This is a genomic window from Rosistilla oblonga, from assembly GCF_007751715.1.
Classification (GTDB): domain Bacteria; phylum Planctomycetota; class Planctomycetia; order Pirellulales; family Pirellulaceae; genus Rosistilla; species Rosistilla oblonga.
This window is the reverse complement of the sequence record NZ_CP036292.1, coordinates 2,834,673-2,852,958: the sequence shown is the minus strand read 5'-3', so window position 1 is coordinate 2,852,958 and position 18,286 is coordinate 2,834,673. Positions and strand designations below refer to the sequence as shown.

Here is an 18,286-nt window from a genome sequence, read left to right as displayed (position 1 = left end):
TCTGACTCTGGATCCGGATGTGCGTTTTCTTCCCGTAATCGCATCGATTGTCGCACTGATTGTTTCGCAGGATAGCGTTCCCGCGATCGGTCAGGAATCGATGATCGCTAGCAACGCGGTCGTCCCCGCCAGTTACGACGCGGCTGCCGCTGGGACGCCCCCCGCGGCGGATCAGATCTGCGACATCGCTGACCCGCATTCGCCCTGGACGCCCGGCGACGGCGTATCTGCCTCCGCCCAACTGCGTCGCTTTTCGGACAGCATCCGCGTCGGCTACGACGATGGATTTGTGATCGCCAGCCTACGCGAACGCGATCTGGAGGCCGAAGCGTTTCCGTTCCGGTTGAAGGTCAACGGATGGGGGCAATTGCGTCATACCGCGTCGGACGTGGCTCTCCCCAATACCGACCTGAATCAGTTCCAAATGAAGCGAGCGCGGTTGATCCTTTCCGGCAACGCGTTCCTCCCCGACCTGACTTATTTCACGCAGTTCGACGGTCGCAGCAGCAGCGGCGACGACATGCGGCTGCTCGACTTCTATCTCAGCTACGACATCGGGCATTCGCAATTCGGATTCGAGAAGGGGACGTTTGGTTTCCGCGCCGGCAAATACAAGATGCCCTTCACCATGGCTCGCTGGCTGTCGGGCAAAGAGTTTGAGTTCAGCGATCGGTCGGTTGCGAGCACCTACTTCGACGTCAACCGCAGCCTCGCCGTCGGGCTGTTTGGAGAATCGAAGCACACCGCGATTCCGATCGAATGGGAAACCGCGATCTTCAACGGGTTTGTGACCGGCGGTGCGGAGACGGGCAGCAGCGGCAACCTGGACGACAACTTCGCCTATTCGATTCGGCTGCAGGGCTATCCGATCGGCGACTGGGGCGATTCTCAATTGGCCGATTTTGAATCGCACGATCGACTGGCGATGCGAGTCGGATGCGCCTTTGCCGGCACGACGATCAGCCGCAACGGATCGACCGAATTCAACACGCCGCGCGTCGTCGATTCGGGTCAGACCTTTGCCTCGATTCTGCCGCTAGCCGTCGACAGCTATCACGTTTCCCAGTTCGCTCTGGACGCATCGTTCAAGTGGCGCGGATGGTCGTCGACGATGGAGTATTACTTTCGCAACCTGAGCGATTTCGAGGGGCCAGGGATCCCAAGTCTGTTAGACCATGGGTTCTGGTTTCAATTGGGATTTTTTGTCGTCCCAGAAAAGCTGCAAGTGCTGACCCGTTGGTCTCGAGTCGACGGCGACTCGGGGACGCTGGGAGCGAGCGACCAGAGCACCGACGAGGTCGGGGCGGGACTTGCATGGTATCTGCGCGGCAATCGAGCCAAAATAGTCACCGACGTCACCCGGCTCGATGGCGCTCCGATCAATTCGTCGGCGCTGGACGTCAATCCCGGCGATCGCGGATGGCTGTATCGCACGCAGATGCAATTCAGCTTCTGATCCCTGCGGATAATGTGCCACTCGACGTCCTGAAGCATCCGCAGAGGGTTCACCGCCCGACGCAGGCAAATGCCTTCGACCACGTTGCAGATCTTCGCACCGAAGGTCAAAATCAATCTTCCATCGAATCTCGGGTTAGCGCTGCCGAAAAGCGAAGGATTCGACGTTGCGAAGGCGACGAAATGGGGACAAGCGTCCCGCGGTTTTCAGCCACCGTCGGATGCTCGATCAAACAAAGCCAACAAGGAACGAAGACCATGAATGAGCGAGCAGTATTGGCAGGCGGGTGCTTCTGGGGAATGGAAGACTTGTTCCGCAAACAGCCTGGCGTCGTCGCGACTCGCGTCGGTTACACCGGTGGTGATGTTCCCAACGCAACCTATCGCAATCATGGTCAACACGCCGAAGCGATCGAAGTCATCTTCGATCCCAGCCAAACGAACTTCCGCAAGCTGTTGGAGTTTTTCTTCCAAGTCCATGATCCCACGACGCCCAACCGCCAGGGAAACGACATCGGCAGCTCCTACCGTTCGGCGATCTACTACACCAACGACGATCAAAAACGGGTTGCAATCGAGACGATCGCCGACGTCGACGCGTCGGGAATCTGGCCCGGCCAAGTTGTCACCGAGGTGGAACCGGCGGGCGATTTCTGGGAAGCCGAACCGGAGCACCAGGATTATCTGTTGCGGAATCCCAACGGATACACCTGCCACTTCCTGCGTCCCGATTGGGTGCTGCCGCAACGCCCCGAAGCGTCTCAATAAGTTGAATCTTTGTCGAGCAGGCGTTTACGAACTGCACGACAACATCGAACATCCGACCTTATCCCGCGCCCAGTCCGGGCGTTTGGCGAACCACGTTTCCCGGTCGGGTTGTTCGGCGTAGGGATCTCGCAGCAGATCGTACAGTTCATCGATCAACGACAGATCGCCCTGCGTCGCCTTGTCAATCGCCATTTGTGCCATGTAGTTGCGGAGCACATATTTCGGATTCACCGAGTTCATCCGCGCCATCCGATCCGGCTGCGTTTCTTCGCTCTGCCGCAATCGCTCGGTGTACGACGTGAACCAGCTGCGCCAACGCTCCAACACCTCGCCGGTCACCTGAGCGGGATCATAAAACGCATCGGCGACAGGCTGCAAAAACTCGACGCCACGCTGCAGATCGAGATCGCTGGGGATGGATGCCAGCCGGCGGAAGAAGATCGTCATATCGGTTTCGGTCAACTGCAAGACGTCCTCGAGATCGTTGCACAACGCTTCGTCTCCCGCTTGGAAGCGATCCAAGCCAATCTTCGCAGCCATCATCTCAAAGTACCGCTTCGGAAACTCCTGCTGAAAATCTTCCAACACATCGCGCAGCGGTTGGACATCATCGACCAGCGGCGAGATCGCGCTGGCTAGTTGAGCAAGATTCCAAAGTGCAATTTGAGGCTGGTTGCCATACCGATACCTGCGGTGCTGGCGATCGGTTGTGTTAGGCGTCCATCCATGATCGTAGCCCTCCAACCAACCATAGGGCCCATAATCGATCGTCACGCCATGGATCGACATGTTGTCGGTGTTCATGACACCGTGGACAAACCCAACTCGCTGCCAATCGACGATCATCGCCATCGTCCGCTGAGAAACCTCGCGGAAGAATTCGATGTAGTCCGGTGCGTCGGCATCGAGCGTGGGAAAGTAGTGCCCGATCGTGTAATCCGCCAGCTGGCGCAGCAGGTCGATCTCGCCGCGCGACGCCAGGATTTCAAAGCTTCCGAAACGGATGAAGCTTGGTGCGACGCGACAGACGACCGCGCCGGGCTCATATTCCGGGTGGCCGTCGTACATCACATCGCGCAGCACCGCGTCGCCCGTTGCGATCAACGACAGCGAGCGAGTGGTGGCGACGCCCAAATGGAACATCGCTTCGCTGCACAGATGCTCTCGCAGCGACGATCGCAGCACGGCCAGTCCATCGGCCATCCGCGAGTAAGGCGTTTCACCAGCTCCCTTCAACTGCAACGTATGCCGCACGCCTTCGTGGCTGACTTCAGCCAAATTGATCGCTCGACCGTCGCCCAACTGACCGGCCCAATTACCAAACTGATGCCCGCCGTAACACATCGCATACGGATCGGCTCCCTCGGGAACGACGGCTCCGCTGAAGACGTCGGTGAAGCGTTTCGCCTTCAGATCCTCCTCCGACAATCCGATCATAGCGGCGACATCAGCAGCCGCATGCAGCAGCGTCGGTTGCGAAGGAACCCGCGGCGTGACAAACGAATAGGCTGCGCCGCGGACCTGCCGTCGCTGATTGGAACGATCGGGATCGGAAGGCAATGCGTGGATGAAGTGGTCGTCGATTTGAAGTTGCACGTCTAATTACCTTTCCAATGATCCGTTTGCCGCCGAACGTTCCAGCGGCGGGCAGCCCCGGTCCTTCGTCGCGTTAGAACTTATCGCCCGAGAGTTTTCGATGAACGCTGAGCTGTTACCTTCGAGTCTAGGCAAATCGGCGATGCAGCGTTAGCCCACGAAAAGTCGCGCCGTCCACCCGCTCGCCGATCGAATTGCCCTGGCTTGGACAGTCGACTAAAAATAGCTCGCCCCTGCTGATGCTAGCCGTTGGCAAGTCGCAGCGGATCCTCTCCCCGAAATCGTCATCTTTGTATAGGAATAAACTCCGTGACGCACAACGCACTCCGCTTTCCGGAAACCGATCCGACACCGATCTTCGAACACTTTCGCGGCAATCAAGGCTCCGATCTGTTGACCGCTGCGGTCGCTCACTTCGATCTCTTTGGGAGTCTCGATCGGCAGCCTTGTTCGTTCGATGAACTCGCCCAGCGGCTCGGCTTGGCCGCCCGGCCTGCCAACGTGCTGGTGACCGCGCTGCGCGCGATGAAGTTGTTGGAACTTCGCGAAGGACGACTGGAATTGACGCCGCTGGCGCGAGAGCACTTGGTGCCGGGATCCGATTTCGATTGCGGCGACTACCTGGGGCTAGCCGCTCAAACTCCATCGGTTCTGCAGATGGTCTCGCTGCTGAAATCGAATCGGCCGATCGGCGCCGATGCAAGCGATGGCGACGGGGCAGCGTTTATCTACCGCGACGGAATCGCATCGGCGATGGAAGCTGCCGATACAGCGCGACACTTCACGCTGGCTCTTTCGGGGCGGGCAAAAAACGTGGCTCCCGCACTTGCAGAGGTCGCCGACCTGACCGGCGCCCGGCAGTTGTTGGATATCGGCGGCGGAACGGGCATCTATTCCTACGCGCTGCTGCAGAAACATCCGGCGCTGCAGGCGATTCTGTTGGATCGTCCCGAAGTGCTCCACGTGGCCGAGGAGGTGGGGCAGCGATACGGCGTGTTGGATCGCTGCAAATTCGTTGGCGGAGACATGTTCGCCGATCCGCTGCCGGCGGACGTCGACGCGATCCTGCTATCAAACATCTTGCACGACTGGGATCTGCCGGAGTGCCAAAACCTGATCGGTCGCTGCGCCGCGGCGCTCGCACCGGGCGGGCGGTTGATGATCCACGATGTCTTTCTGAACGATGCCCTCGACGGGCCGTTACCGATCGCTCTTTATTCGGCATCGCTCTTTTCGCTGACCGAAGGGCGAGCGTACAGCGGCGGCGAATACCGTGGCTGGATGGAAGCGGCGGGACTGAAGTGCAGCGAAACGATCGCGACGACTGGCGTCCACTGCGGACTGCTGATAGCGACCAAGCCGGCGTAAACGCTTCGCAATCGTTGAGGTCTGCCCAGCTTAGTCCAGCTGGCCAATAATCCTGCTCGCGTTTGACCAGCAGCTTTCGGTTTGATGGGTAACGATGCCGATGACAGTCATTAACATCCGTATTATCAGCGCCTGAAGGACCGGGTAATGAGAGCTACATTGACTTACGCCTCGATCGCATGTTTAGCGATCCACGGCCTCGCGATCGAACTGCACGCAAACGAACGGCCTAGCAAAAACCCGCTGGTCAAAGCTTGGCACGCGGTCGGGCGAACGTATGGCGTCGGTCACGGGCCCGGATACCATGCCTGCCCCAACTGCAATGGCGTTTGCAATTGCGGGCGGTCCGGCGGCACGATGCACTACGGAACGGCGGGCCATCACGGCACGCCGACAACTTATTCGTACGACGGAACGACGCAATCGCTGCCAGCGTATCAGGGGAATCACGGACAGCAGACCGAGCAGATGCTCGCGGCGCCCGAACCCAATTACGTTTCGCCGGCGGAGATCGGTATTCCGAGCGAATACAACCAGCCGCAGGCGAAACCCGAACGGAAGTTCGCCCCCAAGAAAGACGTCCAGTTGTACGTCCCCGAGACCGTGGAAACTCCGCCGCTCGAGATCGAAGAACTTCCGGAAGTCGAAGAGCTGCGACCGGCCGAATCGCCGCTATTTTCCGCTCCCAAGCGCGACAGCGAGGACTCGCTGCCGATTCCGAAGCTGCCCAGCCAACAGCGAAACGAACCGCAGTCGCCATCGGACATTCCGCGAGAGGTTCAACCGCCCAAGGCGAAAACTCCTCAGGTGCCCGCCTTCCAACCACGGACCAGCACCGAGCCTCCCGCAGCGGCGACTCCGCCACAACAAACCGCTCCAACGCCACAGCCGCCGGCAAAGAAAGCCCCTTTCCCGGGGAACGAGGACGACCTGTTGGTTCCTCCCGACACGCACCTGTTGGACAGCGCCAGGATGCAACGTCAGACCACCGGCCAGCCGACGTATCGATCGGCAAACCGATCTCGAGCGGTGATCTTCGAACCCGTTCGATAATCGTTCGCGATCGCGGGAGTTGGGATCGAAATACCAGCACGACGCGAAAGCGAGTGTTTTTATGCCCGCTGACTTGAATCGCGGGGGATCTTCGTTCACTCGCTTGCGCTTCGTGCTGGTATGGGCGACGGGCTTCGACTCGTCAACCAAAAGAAAAGGGACCGCCAGGTGTTCCTTGGCGATCCCTTTTCGGAATGCATCGATTTGCGGCGGCGGCTGAGATGCCGCACCGCGGTCTTCCCGGGCGACGACTACAGGTCGCTGACGTCCAAATCGGGACCTTCGGGAATAATGTTCATGTCGTCGACGGTTTGAACTTCGTTGGACGTGTTCAAGTAGATCTTGTCTTGAACGATCTCTTGCAAAACGATTTGCATCCGATCGTGGGTGCCGACATTTACCAGCGCGCGACTGCCTTGGTTCAATTGCACCAATCGCTTCTGAATCAATGTAGACAGCTTGAATCGACCGCCAACCTTGTTGACGATCTCTTCCTCTTTCAGCTCTTCGAGCATGCGTTCCGCTCCTGGTAGGATTTCAGTATTTCACAGATTTCAGACGTCGCACGGTCAACCGTGTCATTGATCACTTCGTGGCGGTAGCGGTGCATCAGAGCCAGTTCGCCCACGGAGACTTCCAAGCGACGCGTGATCGCCTCTTCCGTTTCGGTGCCCCGAGCCCGCAGCCGATTTTCCAATTCCTCGATCCCGCCGGGATGCAAAAAGATTGTGATCGGTTGCAGTTCTTTGTCCTCCAGCACGCGCATCGCACCGTGAACATCGATCTCTAAGATAACCCATTGACCCTGTTTTAAGCCAGTGGTCACTTGGGGACGGAGCGTCCCATACCAATGACCACGCCCAAACACCTCTTCGCACTCCAGGAACTGCCCGTCTTTGCGAAGGTCTTCGAACTGCTGGTTCGAGAGGAAATAATACTCCCGCCCGTCGCGTTCGTTGGGGCGAGGAGGCCGCGTGGTCGCCGAGACGCTCAGCACCAACGGCAGTGGGCATTCCCGGATCAACGACTGCACGACGGTAGATTTCCCGGCGCCGCTGGGACCGGAAATGATGACTAAACGTCCCTCGGTATTCGTTTTCATGCCGCTGCCTCGCTGGCCTTTGCCCCTATCATAATTATTGTTTCGCTGGCGTTTCCGCCGGAACTCACTCAATATTCTGAATCAGTTCCCGCATCCGCTCGATAGCACATTTCATATCGACGACGTGCATCGCGATCTCGGCATCGTTGGCCTTCGATCCGATCGTATTCGTTTCGCGAAACATCTCCTGGATCACAAAATCGAGTCGTCGCCCGCTGGCCTGTTCGCTGGCGACCGTTTCGTCGAACATCTGCAGATGGCTCTGCAAACGCGTGATCTCTTCGCTGATGTCGGTCCGATCGGCGAATACCTGCAGTTCTTTTAGCAGATCGATGGTGGCGACCTCCAGCCCACGCTCCCGCAGCAAGTCGCCGATCCGCGACTCCAGCCGCTCGCGATAGCCGTCGACGACACGCGGCGCCAACTTGCAGATCGCTTCGAGATGCTCGGCGATCAGGGCGAGATCGGTCTGCAAGCTGGTCAGCATCGATGCCCCTTCGGCCGCTCGCATCTGGTTCAGATTCTCCAACGCCGCCACCAGCACCGGTTGCAGCAGCGCCCACAGTTCCTTGGGGTCGATCGTCTGATCGTCGGCCTCTTGGATCACGCCAGGCAGGGCGGCCAGTTGAGCCAAATCGATCGGCGCGGTGTCGTCGAGCTTCGCTTGCAGTTGCGACAGGCTGCGGTGATATTCGGTCAGCGCCGCTTCGTTGATCCGATACGCCGACGCGGCGCTAGCACGCTGCCAGCGAGCGTTTAGATTGACGGATCCACGCGTCAAATGCTGGCGTACGACGGCATCAACCTGCGGTTCGAGCCGATTCAACTGGTCTCCCAACCGAGCAGACAGCTTCAAGCCGCGGTTGTTCACCGTGCGAATCTCGACGCTTACGGTTCCAAGGTCGCCCGTCGATTGAGCTTGCCCCTGGCCGGTCATACTTTGAAGCATTGGTAGACAGCTTTGTTGTGAGTGGAGACGAAAAGTGGGCCCGCGTTCGTGTCGCAAGACGGTGCCGAAAGACGGAGCCCATGAGCCCGACCACCGATTGCGGTGCCGCCGACTCATTTGCTCGGCAGAGGGCCAGCCCTGAAGATTTTAGCTCGTCGCACCGCCGGAAACCGTAACCAGTCGCCGGCGTCCGCCAACCGATCGACGGTTGCGGATGTGAGCCGCCCCGAAGTTTAATGCTGCCACGGGGCAGAACATTTTCTTTTAAATGAGACGGGGCGCGATGGAAAACGCGTCGCACCGCGGCGACGCGTCAGAGACGTTCCGAAGACTTCTGCAGCCTTCGGAACAATCCGACGCGTCAAATGGCATTCGAGACCAAACCGGCACTACTCGCCAGCTTTTTCGCTCTCGGGAGCATCCGCCTTGGGCTCTTCAGCCTTAGGAGCTTCTGGTGCTGGCTCTTCGGCCTTCGCTGCTTCGGCTGCGGCTTCTTCCGTCTTAGGAGCTTCCGCCTTCGGCTCTTCGGTTTTTGGAGCTTCCGCTGCTGGCTCTTCAGCCTTTGGAGCCTCGGCTGCAGGTTCTTCAGTCTTCGCCGCTTCGGCCGCTGGCTGTTCGGTCATCGCTGATTCTTCGCTATCGCCAGGAACAGCGACGTCGGACTGGTCGACGAGTTCTTCCGAGACAACTTCTTCATCGTCGCCAGGCAGAGCGACAGCAGCCGATTCATCGACCATTTCGCCGGCGGCATCGAGACCTTCCAGAGAAGGCGATTCGACGACAACGGCATTGTCGACAGGTGGCAGGGCGTTGCCCATGACGTAGACGCTTGCACCACACAAGAAGATCCAGACCAAGGCGACGACCGAGGTGATCTTGGTAAACAGGTCGCCCGCTTTGGTACCGAAGGCACTTTGGCCACCGGGTCCACCCAACGCTCCTGTCAAACCGCCCCCTTTGCCTCGTTGAACCAGGACCAACAGGATCAGGAACAGGGAGAGAGTCGAGAGCGTCAAGCCAAAGAAAACGCCCGCCATGCTTGCAAATACCAATGCCGTCATCGTAAGTAATCCGTTTTTTGAAATGGTTGACGCTTGCCGTCACTATTGAATTGACGTCGATCGCGGCAATCTCGCAGCCTTTCGCTGCGAGAACCTGCTAGCAATCGATTCTGTCGCCTTAGGCTGCTGCGATAATACCCAGAAAATCTTCCGCTTTCAGGCTCGCACCGCCGACCAACGCTCCGTCGATGTTGGGCTGGCCCAACAGTTCCGCCGCATTGCCTGGCTTGACGCTGCCGCCGTACTGGATGCGGACTTTTTCAGCCGCTTCGCTACCAAACTTGTCGCTCAACAGCTTGCGGATGTGAGCGTGAACGGCTTCGGCTTGTTCGGGCGATGCGACTTTACCGGTTCCGATCGCCCAAACGGGCTCGTATGCGATCACGACGGTCGGCAGTTGTTCCGCCGAGATACCAGCCAGCGAGCCGGCGATCTGTTCGGCGACAACCGCTTCGGTTTGATTCCCTTCGCGTTGTTCCAGCGTTTCGCCAACGCAAACGATCGGCACCAAACCGGCAGCCAATGCGGCGCCGGTCTTCTTGGAAACGCCTTCGTTGGTTTCGCCGAAGAACTGGCGGCGTTCGCTGTGTCCGAGGATCACGTAGCGGCACCCGAGGTCGTTCAACATCGCGGGGTTGATCTCACCGGTGAACGCACCGTCGGCTTCAGCCAACATGTTTTGAGCGCCCAGTCCGACAGCCGATCCAGCGATCGCGGCGCCGACGCCACCGAGGTAACAGGCGGGAGGGCAAACGCCGACTTCCACTTCGCTGCCGGCGGGAATCCCTGCGGCGACAGCTTTCGCCAACGCCACGCCACACTCGCCGCGAGTGTTCATCTTCCAGTTACCACAAATGAATGGCTTTCGCATCGCAATCTCTCTGTCGGTTGTTTGTGTATCGAGTAGGTTTTGTTATTCGTTTTAAGCAGTGTTTTGTTAGCCGGCGGCTCACGAATTGGCTGAGTCACGCACCCGCCGACGCGTTAGCTAGCGGATTTGCCAGCCGGCAGCGGGGCGATGGTTTTGCCAAGCAGCGCCGCCAGTTTGGCGATCTGCTGGGCCACCTCGCCATATTGATCGGGCAGCAACGCTTGCGGTCCATCGCTCTTGGCGACTTCCGGTTGATCGTGGACTTCGATATGAACCCCATCGGCACCCGCAGCAACTCCCGCCAACGCACAGGGCGGAATCAACGCAGGTTTGCCGGTCGCATGGCTCGGGTCGACGATCACCGGCAGATGGCTCAAGCCTTTGACGACGGGGACCGCAGCGACATCGAACAGGTTCCGCGTCGAAGGGTCGAAGCTTTTGATTCCGCGTTCGCAAAGGATCACGTTCGGATTGCCTTGTGCCAGCACATATTCGGCACTCATCAACCAATCGACGATCGTCGCGCTCATCCCGCGCTTCAGCAGCACCGGCTTGCTCGACTGGCCCGCTTCGGTCAGCAGGACAAAGTTCTGCATGTTGCGAGCCCCGATCTGCAGCAGATCGGCGTATTTGGCAACGGTTTCGACGTTCCGCGGATCGGTCACCTCGGTCACGATCGGCATCCCACATTCATCGCCGACGTCGCGGAGAATCTTCAGTCCCTCTTCTCCCAGACCTTGGAAGCTGTAGGGACTGGTGCGTGGTTTGTAGGCGCCGCCGCGGAAAATATTGGCTCCAGCCGCTTTGACCGCCTTGGCGATCCGCAGCATCCGATCGGGCTCCTCGACGGCACAAGGGCCGGCGATCATGGCAAGCTGTCCCCCGCCAACCGGGACTCCACCGACATCGATCACGCTGGGGAGCGGATGGGCGTCGAGCGAAGCCAGCTTGTAGGCGGGCATCACCGGCAAAACCTCAGCGACTCCCGGAATCGCACTCAGCGGTTCAGCCTGCAGACGCTGTTCATCGCCGATTAGGCCGATGATCGTACGGAACGTTCCACGACTCAGGTGCGCACCAAAACCTAGCGATTCGACACGTTCGATGACATGTTGGATCTGCGGTTCGGTTGCGTCGCTTTTCAGGATCAGAATCAAAACGGTAGCCGTTGGCGCGGAACAGACGAAACGGGGAAGGGCAGTTCGCCCCCGCTCGGTTGAATCGTGACACCGCTTCCCCAATGCGCCGGCGGGGGGAAGCAGGCCGTTTACAACCACGCAGGGGAACACCCCGTGTGGCCACAGAATATCAAAATGCCTGCATCGATTGTAGGGCAGGTGATCGGAATGGTCCCCGCAACCGGCAGCCTCGGCTGGTTGCCGGCCGAATCGCTAATATCGAGCGGGCGTGAATCCGCTGGGGTTCCCCGCCGGCTGGGGCTGATTCGCGGTGGGATAGGAATATTGCAGCTGGTTCGGCGCACCGGCTGGCTGATAAGCAGGCGGCTGGTAACCGGCGGGAGCCCCGTATTCGCCCCCCTGTTGAACGTAACGCAGCTTCGACGCTGCCTGTTCGACGGTGTTGTAGAGAGCGTTGACCTGTCCCTCTTCGTGGGGAGCGCCCAAGTTTTGACGCTCTAGATACTCTTTTCCCCGATCGATTGCCTGCTTGGCGTCTTCACGGATCTCGGTGCGATTGATTTTGATCGTCGTCTGTTCACCGTCGCGATCGATCGTGAACCAGCCGGCCATAAACGCGCCGACCACAAGAATTCCCAAGATAAAGATGTTCCGCATCGCTGCCTCTCCATTGACCTATGCAAATGTAACGGGGGCGGAATCGGTGGGTCTGATATCCTATCGCCACGATCCGCTTTCGACGCAGGATTCTATCGAGATGACAGATTTAGGGAAGATCAACATTTCGCTAGCATTTCCTCTTTCCGGCTCCCGCCAGCTGGCCGGCCTGCCCCGCTGCTCGCCGATTGCGATCGCCGCGGAACTGCAAAGCGTCGGCCACGGAAAATCCTATCTTTCCGCGGCTCCACAAACTCGCAGAGGTTGGCTAGAATTGCAGCCACTCAATGTTTTGCAACTCAATCTCAGGAGTCTCGTTCGTGTCTAGTGGCAAATACTTATTTACCAGTGAATCGGTCAGCATGGGGCATCCCGACAAACTGGCGGACCAGATCTCCGACGGAATCCTCGACGCGCTGCTGGAACAAGACCCCCACAGCCGCGTTGCTTGCGAAACCATGGTCACCACCGGAATGGCTTGCATCGCCGGTGAGATCTCGTCGAAAGCAAACGTCAAATTTTCCGAAGTCGTGCGTCAAGTGATCAACGAAGTTGGTTACACCGACGACCAGATGGGCATCAACGGCAGCACCTGCGCCGTGTTGGTCTCGCTGGACGCGCAAAGCCCCGACATCGCTCAAGGCGTCGACGAAAACTCCGACAGCGGAAAAGAGATCGGTGCCGGCGACCAAGGCCTGATGTTCGGCTACGCTTGCAAAGACACTCCCGAATTGATGCCGCTGCCGATCGCACTGTCGCACCGCATCATCAACCGGATCACCGAAGTCCGCCAGAGTGGCGAGATCGGATGGATTCGTCCCGACAACAAAGCTCAAGTCACCGTCGAATACGAAGGCAACAAGCCAGTCCGTATCGATACCGTTGTCGTTTCGACGCAACACAGCCCCGATGTCGATCACGCGACGATCGTCAAAGAGGTTACCGAGAAGGTGATCGCTCCGTGCCTGCCAGCCGAACTGGACAAGGGCGACATCAAGTACCACATCAACCCGACCGGCAAGTTTGTCGTCGGCGGACCTCACGGCGACTGTGGCCTGACCGGCCGCAAGATCATCGTCGACACCTACGGCGGCTGGGGCCGTCACGGTGGCGGTGCATTCAGCGGTAAAGATGCGACCAAGGTCGATCGCAGCGCTGCCTACATGGCTCGCCACATCGCCAAGACGATCGTTGCTTCGGGCGTTGCCGAACGCTGCGAAGTCCAATTGGCGTACGCGATCGGTGTCACCGAACCTGTCAGCGTTCACGTCGACACGCAGGGAACCGGAACGCTGTCGGACGATCAAATCTGCGCTGCGATCCGCGAGTTCTTCCCACTGACCCCCGGTGGCATCATCGATTACTTGGACCTCCGTCGTCCGATCTTCCGTCCGACCGCAGCAGGCGGCCACTTCGGTCGCAGCGGCGATGGTTTCACGTGGGAAAAGACCGACCGCGCTGAAGAATTTGCTACCGTTTGCAAGAACACTTCCGTTGCCGTCTAAAAAACTTACCGACCCGCAACGGCTCGCCAACACGCTGCTTGAATCCCGCTGGCCAATCTGGCTGGCGGGTTGGAACGGCGTGGCGGTGATCTTGTTTATCCGCGGCCTAGCACGCGAATCGGTCGACGTTCCCAGTTGGCAGATCGTGCTGGTCGCGATGCTGTTGATCGCGATCACCAACGCCGCGCGTTGGCTGGTGATCCGATCGACCAGCAATTCTCGCGGCGCCGCGTCGCCGCAACCGCGTTGGCTTCCCTTCGTGTTTACTCCCGCCGCCGTGATCCTGACGCTCTGGCTGACCGGACTTCACCCCAGCGGAATCGCCGCGTTTTTCATCTGGTTACTGTTGGCGACCAGCGAAATCGCCTGCCTTGCGATCTATTGGCCCTTTGCATCGGCCTTCCCCGACCTGCTTGCGTCGGTCCAACAACGCGTTGGGTTGTCCGCTAGCGGGCCCGCTGCCGAGGTCGAAGCTGCCGACGAATACGCTCCGCCGCTGGAAGACGATGTCGACCAACAAATCCAACGCCGAGTCCGCGATGGTGTCGACGAAGTGCATGGTTTGTTGCGAGTTCGCTACGAACCGGGCCAGCGAGTTGCCAGCCTGTTCGCCGGTTTTGTACCGCCGCTGCTGCCCGCTCCCACCGCCGAAGCTGAAGCGGTTGCGGGAAGCGAAGCAACCGTCTCGGTCGCCGGTATCCATGCCCAAGGGATCGAACTGGAACTGCGTCGCGATTCGGTCGACGATGGCGAGACGTCGACGATCGTAGAGTTCTACGCTCGCGCTGCGGATCAACAATAATTTCCGCACGGTCTCGATCGCTGCAATCGACACGACCGTTTGCCTCTGCCCGATCGTCAGCCTCAAATCGATGCCTCGGGGCGTCACTGCGCGCTGCGCTGGCGTATGTTTTAAAGCCGAGAACTCCGCGCCCAGCGGCGCCGGTTTGCATCGAACGCTATCGATGCGGAACGACGCCGATCAGTGGAGCCGGGGGATTGCCGAGGAACTTCTAGCGAGAACGATGTGATGCCGCTGTTTGAGACTGTCCAGGATTTAGATCGCGATGCGGCGACAGTGCGCCGTCGTTATCACGGCGTGATCGAAGCTCGCGACGGCCGCCTGAGTTCGATTCGCTTGCGTCCGTGGCCGTCGTTGATCACCCGGCTGCGCGTCTGGCAAGACACTCGCCGCCGGGCGACCGAACCGCAACAAGACGTCTGCCGACTGTATTACGATCAACTGTGGCGGCAGCCAAATTTCCTGGTCCTCAAATACGTCGTCTCCTCCTCGGGAACCAGCTTTGCGACGGCGCGAGCCGCCGCGCAGGCACTCGATGCGATCGCCGACCTGAAACGCAGCGACGCGATCGTTTGCGAAGCCAGCAACGCCCGGATCTCCGAACGATTGTTGGATCGTTGGGGCTGGCAGCGGCATCTGCTCAGCAGCTCGCGGCGGCACTACATCAAGCGACTCTACCCCAACAGCCGCCCGCTGACATCGGCGGGACACGACCTGACGATCTTCCCTGCGATCGCCGGGCCACAGCTGGCAGAAAATCCCTCCGCCACGCCAGCAATCTAAACCGCGATGAACTGAGCGGAACCGCCCGGCAGCGACGCTTAGGACAGCTTGCCTCGCAGCTGCGACGGTAGATCGGGTTGTTGCCAGACACTCATCCCGCCATCGACCAACAGCATCTGTCCGTGGACGTGCTCCGCTTCGTCGCTCAACAAGAAGACCGCTGCGCCACCGCACGCCGAAGCCTGCGGGACCTGGCCGTTCGGCGTGTGCAAACGCATCCAGGCATCGAGGTCGCTGTCGGTTTCCAAGACGCCGGTCAAAGGAGTTTTAACGAGCCCGGGAGCCATGCCGTTGACCCGAATCCCATGCGGAGCCAACGCCACGCACATCGACTTCACCATCGCCAAGACGGCTCCTTTGCTGCTGTCGTAAGCGACGTGATCGGGTTCCGCCAACTGGCCGTTGATCGATCCAGTGAACAGCACGCGGCCGCGTGTTTTCTGTTCCACCCATCGCCGCGCGAAGGCCTGGGTTAAGAAGAATCCAGCCGCGACGTTCAACTGCATCGTCTTTTGGTACCGCTGGAAATCCATCTCCAAAAACGGCAGATCGATGTAAGTCCCGGCGTTGTTGACCAACATGTTGATCTGCGGATGAGCGGTTGTGGCGGCGGTGAACAGCGATTCGATGCAAGCCTCGTTCGGGCCGGCGAGGTCGCCGAGAACCAGATCGGCAGTCACGCCCTGATCGCGGCAAGCAGCCAACGTTTGCTGAGCTGCATCGTCGTCGTGCAGTCCGTGCAATACCACGTTGCCGCCAGCCCCGGAGATCGCGATCGCGATCGCTGCACCGACACCTTGGGTGCCGCCGGTGATCAAAGTTGTCGAACCGGTGAGATCAAATGGCACGGCTGCAATTCCTGTCGTGGGTGGGGGAAAGCGATAGAGGAAAATGCGGAAGGAGGATGCGTTCCAAGTGTCGCCGAAGCATTCCGGCGATGCAACCCGGAGCAATCAAGCGCCGGCCTAGCCCGCCGCGGCGCCGCCCGTCGACCGACGCAACCGCTTCAAATTTCCTAGCACCTCCCCAAAATCAAAACGAAATTTCCCCGCGGTGATTTATCGATGGGCAGCCAGCAAAAATGGGGTAAAATTGGAGACCGGTAATTTACGATTCCGCCACGACGGGAGACCGCGACCGATGGGCATCACCTACTTCAAACGATATCGCATGGAACTGGACCTGGAACGGTTTGTCCCATCGGAATATCGCTTGCCCGAAGGTTACGAAGTCCTTCCCTGGTCGGAGGATCTGGTCCGCCAGCACGGCTTGGCGAAACACGAAGCCTTCCAGTGGGAACTCGACGCCAACGTCTTCCCCTGCCTGGGACAGCGCGATGGCTGCCTGCGGTTGATGCAAGAGATCGCCGGCCGATCGAATTTTGTCCCCGAAGCGACCTGGCTACTGAGGTTTCGCGAACCCGATTCGCGGAAGCCGCAACCGGTCGGAACGGTGCAGGGGATCCAGTCCGAAGGCTGGGGAGCCCTACAGAATTTGGGGATCGCAAAACCACACCGCGGTCTGGGACTGGGGACGATCCTGCTGAACCTCGCCACGCAGGGCTTCCAAAAGATTGGGCTCACGCGGATGCATCTGGAAGTCACCACCGACAACACCGCCGCGCTACGACTGTACGAGCGACTCGGTTACCGCCGCGCAAAAACCGTTTTTAAAGCAGCCGACGTCGCGATGGCTTGATCGGCCAACCAAAGCCCCGGCCTCCTTGGCTGTCGCTTTTTGCTGCAGCCTGATTGCACTGACGCTGCGCCGCAGGTCACTGCCGCTAGGGCTGGACTTCGATGAATTCCAGCGGCTGTTCCGCCTGCCGGTTTGCGACGCGGATCGCCAGCTTGCCATCCAACACGTCGCGAAACGCCTTGCCGACAACATCGCCTCGCCAGCCGCGTAACAGCGCCGGTTTAGGAGCGTTCTTATTGCCGCTCATCTCGTAGGTCAACAGTTCGCGGACGTCGTCGGCGTTGCCAACGATCGCCGGAGCCATCTTGTGAGTTCGCGAGACACAGGCGATCGCAGTCGACAGAAACTGGCTGAGCATCGGGACCTTGGCGCGGCGTTCGCCACGCGGCTTGACCGGCAATTCGCTGTCGTCCAGATCCAACGCGACGCCGATCGCTTGCGCTATCGCTTCGTGATGCGGCTGCAAGTTTCGACGCTCCATCCCGCGGATGCTGTTGATTCGCTTGGGATCGGGGCTGCCGCGGCGAGCCAGTTCGACGATTAGATCGTCGCGCAAAACGCGGCGTGCCGGTTGATCGATCTTCTGAGCCCGAGCTTCACGCCATCGCCACAGTTCGCGGATGATCGCCATCTGACGCGGCGGCAGGCTGCTGCTGCCCGAAACGCGGTGCCAGTTTTCGCTCTCTTCATTGTTGGCGATCGTCGCTTGCAGCGTCGCGATCTCTTCGTCCAACCAAGTCCGTCGCTCGAGATCGTCGACCATCTTGCCGATCGTCGAATGCAGCGTGGCGAGATCGATCACATCCTGAAGCGCGTATTCGATCTGGCCATCGGACAACGGGCGGCGACGCCAATCGGTCCGCGTCTCCCCTTTGCCTAACGTCTTGCCGCAGATCGTCTTGACCAACGTTCCCAGCGACGCCGGGTATTCGATCCCGACGAATCCGGCAGCCATTTGAACGTCGAAGCAACCCGCGATCGGCTTGCCGGCAAAACGCCAGCAAAATCTCATCTCTTCGCGTCCCGCATGAACGATCACCGTTCGGCCAGGAGTGGAGATCAGATCCCAAAAGGGCTGAGTGGTCCCGATCGCGATCGGATCGATGATTGCCAACAGATCGCCAGCGGCCACCTGCAACAAACAGAGCTCGGGGCGGTAGCGATCCTCCGAAACGAATTCGGTATCGAAAGCCAGCAACGGCTCTTTGGCGAGCCGTTGGCAAAAATCATCGAGCCCTTCGCGGCTGGTTATTGTTTCGTGATTCTTCAACGAGCGTCCGGTGGGAAAAGGTGGCGATGGTTCGTCGTTCGGCAGCCATCCGGGTCTGCCGAAACATCCGCGGCCGCTGAAGGTTTATTGCACTTCGCTGGAAATAACAGATTCGCCTCGGTTGCAGTCAATCGAGGCATTCTGCTGGGCCCCCAGCAAAGCCTAACGCGAGCATCACCTGGCGCTTATCTACCGGTGGTAAAAGGTGA

19 protein-coding genes are annotated in these 18,286 nt (G+C 59.4%); 9 read left to right on the top strand and 10 right to left on the bottom strand.

What is annotated here, in order from left to right; all coding sequences use genetic code 11:
* The first annotated feature begins 19 nt into the window (after positions 1–19).
* A complete protein-coding gene (locus tag CA51_RS10090; RefSeq protein ID WP_197451724.1) occupies positions 20–1,456 on the top strand; it encodes a porin in 1,437 nt (478 codons plus the stop codon).
* Between the two features lie 257 nt (positions 1,457–1,713).
* On the top strand, positions 1,714–2,223 hold the full coding sequence (msrA, locus tag CA51_RS10085) for a peptide-methionine (S)-S-oxide reductase MsrA (RefSeq protein WP_145120193.1): 510 nt from the start codon (positions 1,714–1,716) through the stop codon (positions 2,221–2,223).
* 24 nt (positions 2,224–2,247) lie between these two features.
* Here the strand turns inward: msrA and CA51_RS10080 are convergent, their stop codons facing one another.
* Positions 2,248–3,819 (bottom strand): protein adenylyltransferase SelO, encoded by a 1,572-nt coding sequence (locus tag CA51_RS10080; RefSeq protein WP_145120191.1) that lies wholly within the window; start codon positions 3,817–3,819, stop codon positions 2,248–2,250.
* 309 nt (positions 3,820–4,128) lie between these two features.
* On the opposite strand from CA51_RS10080, the gene CA51_RS10075 reads away from it, so the two are divergent.
* Both CA51_RS10075 and CA51_RS10070 read left to right on the top strand, forming a co-directional pair.
* Positions 4,129–5,187: a methyltransferase gene (locus tag CA51_RS10075; protein WP_145120189.1), complete on the top strand. Its 1,059-nt coding sequence runs from the start codon at positions 4,129–4,131 to the stop codon at positions 5,185–5,187.
* A gap of 147 nt (positions 5,188–5,334) precedes the next feature.
* Entirely contained in the window at positions 5,335–6,240 is a 906-nt protein-coding gene (locus CA51_RS10070; protein ID WP_145120187.1) for a hypothetical protein, read from the top strand.
* A 251-nt stretch (positions 6,241–6,491) separates the two neighbouring features.
* Here the strand turns inward: CA51_RS10070 and CA51_RS10065 are convergent, their stop codons facing one another.
* The 7 genes from CA51_RS10065 to CA51_RS10030 form a co-directional block, all read right to left on the bottom strand.
* Positions 6,492–6,755 (bottom strand): DNA-directed RNA polymerase subunit omega, encoded by a 264-nt coding sequence (locus CA51_RS10065; protein ID WP_145120185.1) that lies wholly within the window; start codon positions 6,753–6,755, stop codon positions 6,492–6,494.
* Positions 6,740–7,342 carry a guanylate kinase gene (gmk, locus tag CA51_RS10060; RefSeq protein ID WP_145120183.1) on the bottom strand — a complete coding sequence of 201 codons (603 nt, stop codon included), beginning with the start codon at positions 7,340–7,342 and terminating at the stop codon, positions 6,740–6,742. Before gmk ends, CA51_RS10065 begins: the two co-directional genes overlap by 16 nt.
* A gap of 64 nt (positions 7,343–7,406) precedes the next feature.
* The gene (locus tag CA51_RS10055) at positions 7,407–8,291 is read right to left on the bottom strand and encodes a YicC/YloC family endoribonuclease (protein WP_231746101.1); all 885 of its coding nucleotides are present in this window, start codon (positions 8,289–8,291) and stop codon (positions 7,407–7,409) included.
* A gap of 389 nt (positions 8,292–8,680) precedes the next feature.
* Positions 8,681–9,352 carry a preprotein translocase subunit SecG gene (gene secG / locus CA51_RS25775; RefSeq protein ID WP_197451723.1) on the bottom strand — a complete coding sequence of 224 codons (672 nt, stop codon included), beginning with the start codon at positions 9,350–9,352 and terminating at the stop codon, positions 8,681–8,683.
* A 118-nt stretch (positions 9,353–9,470) separates the two neighbouring features.
* Positions 9,471–10,223: a triose-phosphate isomerase gene (gene tpiA / locus CA51_RS10040; RefSeq protein ID WP_145120179.1), complete on the bottom strand. Its 753-nt coding sequence runs from the start codon at positions 10,221–10,223 to the stop codon at positions 9,471–9,473.
* A gap of 113 nt (positions 10,224–10,336) precedes the next feature.
* Positions 10,337–11,380 carry a 3-deoxy-7-phosphoheptulonate synthase gene (aroF, locus tag CA51_RS10035; protein WP_145120177.1) on the bottom strand — a complete coding sequence of 348 codons (1,044 nt, stop codon included), beginning with the start codon at positions 11,378–11,380 and terminating at the stop codon, positions 10,337–10,339.
* A 234-nt stretch (positions 11,381–11,614) separates the two neighbouring features.
* On the bottom strand, positions 11,615–12,019 hold the full coding sequence (locus CA51_RS10030; protein WP_145120175.1) for a hypothetical protein: 405 nt from the start codon (positions 12,017–12,019) through the stop codon (positions 11,615–11,617).
* On the opposite strand from CA51_RS10030, the gene CA51_RS10025 reads away from it, so the two are divergent.
* From CA51_RS10025 to CA51_RS10010, 4 genes are all read left to right on the top strand, one after another.
* Positions 12,009–12,347, top strand: a complete 339-nt coding sequence (locus CA51_RS10025) for a hypothetical protein (protein ID WP_145120173.1) — start codon at positions 12,009–12,011, stop codon at positions 12,345–12,347. The genes CA51_RS10030 and CA51_RS10025 overlap by 11 nt on opposite strands.
* Positions 12,340–13,524: a methionine adenosyltransferase gene (gene metK, locus CA51_RS10020; protein ID WP_197451722.1), complete on the top strand. Its 1,185-nt coding sequence runs from the start codon at positions 12,340–12,342 to the stop codon at positions 13,522–13,524. Before CA51_RS10025 ends, metK begins: the two co-directional genes overlap by 8 nt.
* Positions 13,514–14,326, top strand: a complete 813-nt coding sequence (locus CA51_RS10015; protein WP_145120169.1) for a hypothetical protein — start codon at positions 13,514–13,516, stop codon at positions 14,324–14,326. The genes metK and CA51_RS10015 overlap by 11 nt, the downstream gene beginning before the upstream one ends.
* A 228-nt stretch (positions 14,327–14,554) precedes the next feature.
* Positions 14,555–15,109, top strand: a complete 555-nt coding sequence (locus CA51_RS10010) for a hypothetical protein (protein ID WP_145120167.1) — start codon at positions 14,555–14,557, stop codon at positions 15,107–15,109.
* A gap of 38 nt (positions 15,110–15,147) precedes the next feature.
* Here CA51_RS10010 and CA51_RS10005 read toward each other — a convergent pair whose 3' ends face one another.
* On the bottom strand, positions 15,148–15,957 hold the full coding sequence (locus tag CA51_RS10005) for an SDR family NAD(P)-dependent oxidoreductase (protein WP_145120165.1): 810 nt from the start codon (positions 15,955–15,957) through the stop codon (positions 15,148–15,150).
* Between the two features lie 292 nt (positions 15,958–16,249).
* Between CA51_RS10005 and CA51_RS10000 the strand changes: the two genes are divergently transcribed.
* Entirely contained in the window at positions 16,250–16,807 is a 558-nt protein-coding gene (locus tag CA51_RS10000; RefSeq protein ID WP_145120163.1) for a GNAT family N-acetyltransferase, read from the top strand.
* A gap of 85 nt (positions 16,808–16,892) precedes the next feature.
* On the opposite strand, the gene CA51_RS09995 is transcribed toward CA51_RS10000, so the two are convergent.
* The gene (locus tag CA51_RS09995) at positions 16,893–18,077 is read right to left on the bottom strand and encodes a ribonuclease D (RefSeq protein WP_145120160.1); all 1,185 of its coding nucleotides are present in this window, start codon (positions 18,075–18,077) and stop codon (positions 16,893–16,895) included.
* Positions 18,078–18,286: the final 209 nt, after the last annotated feature.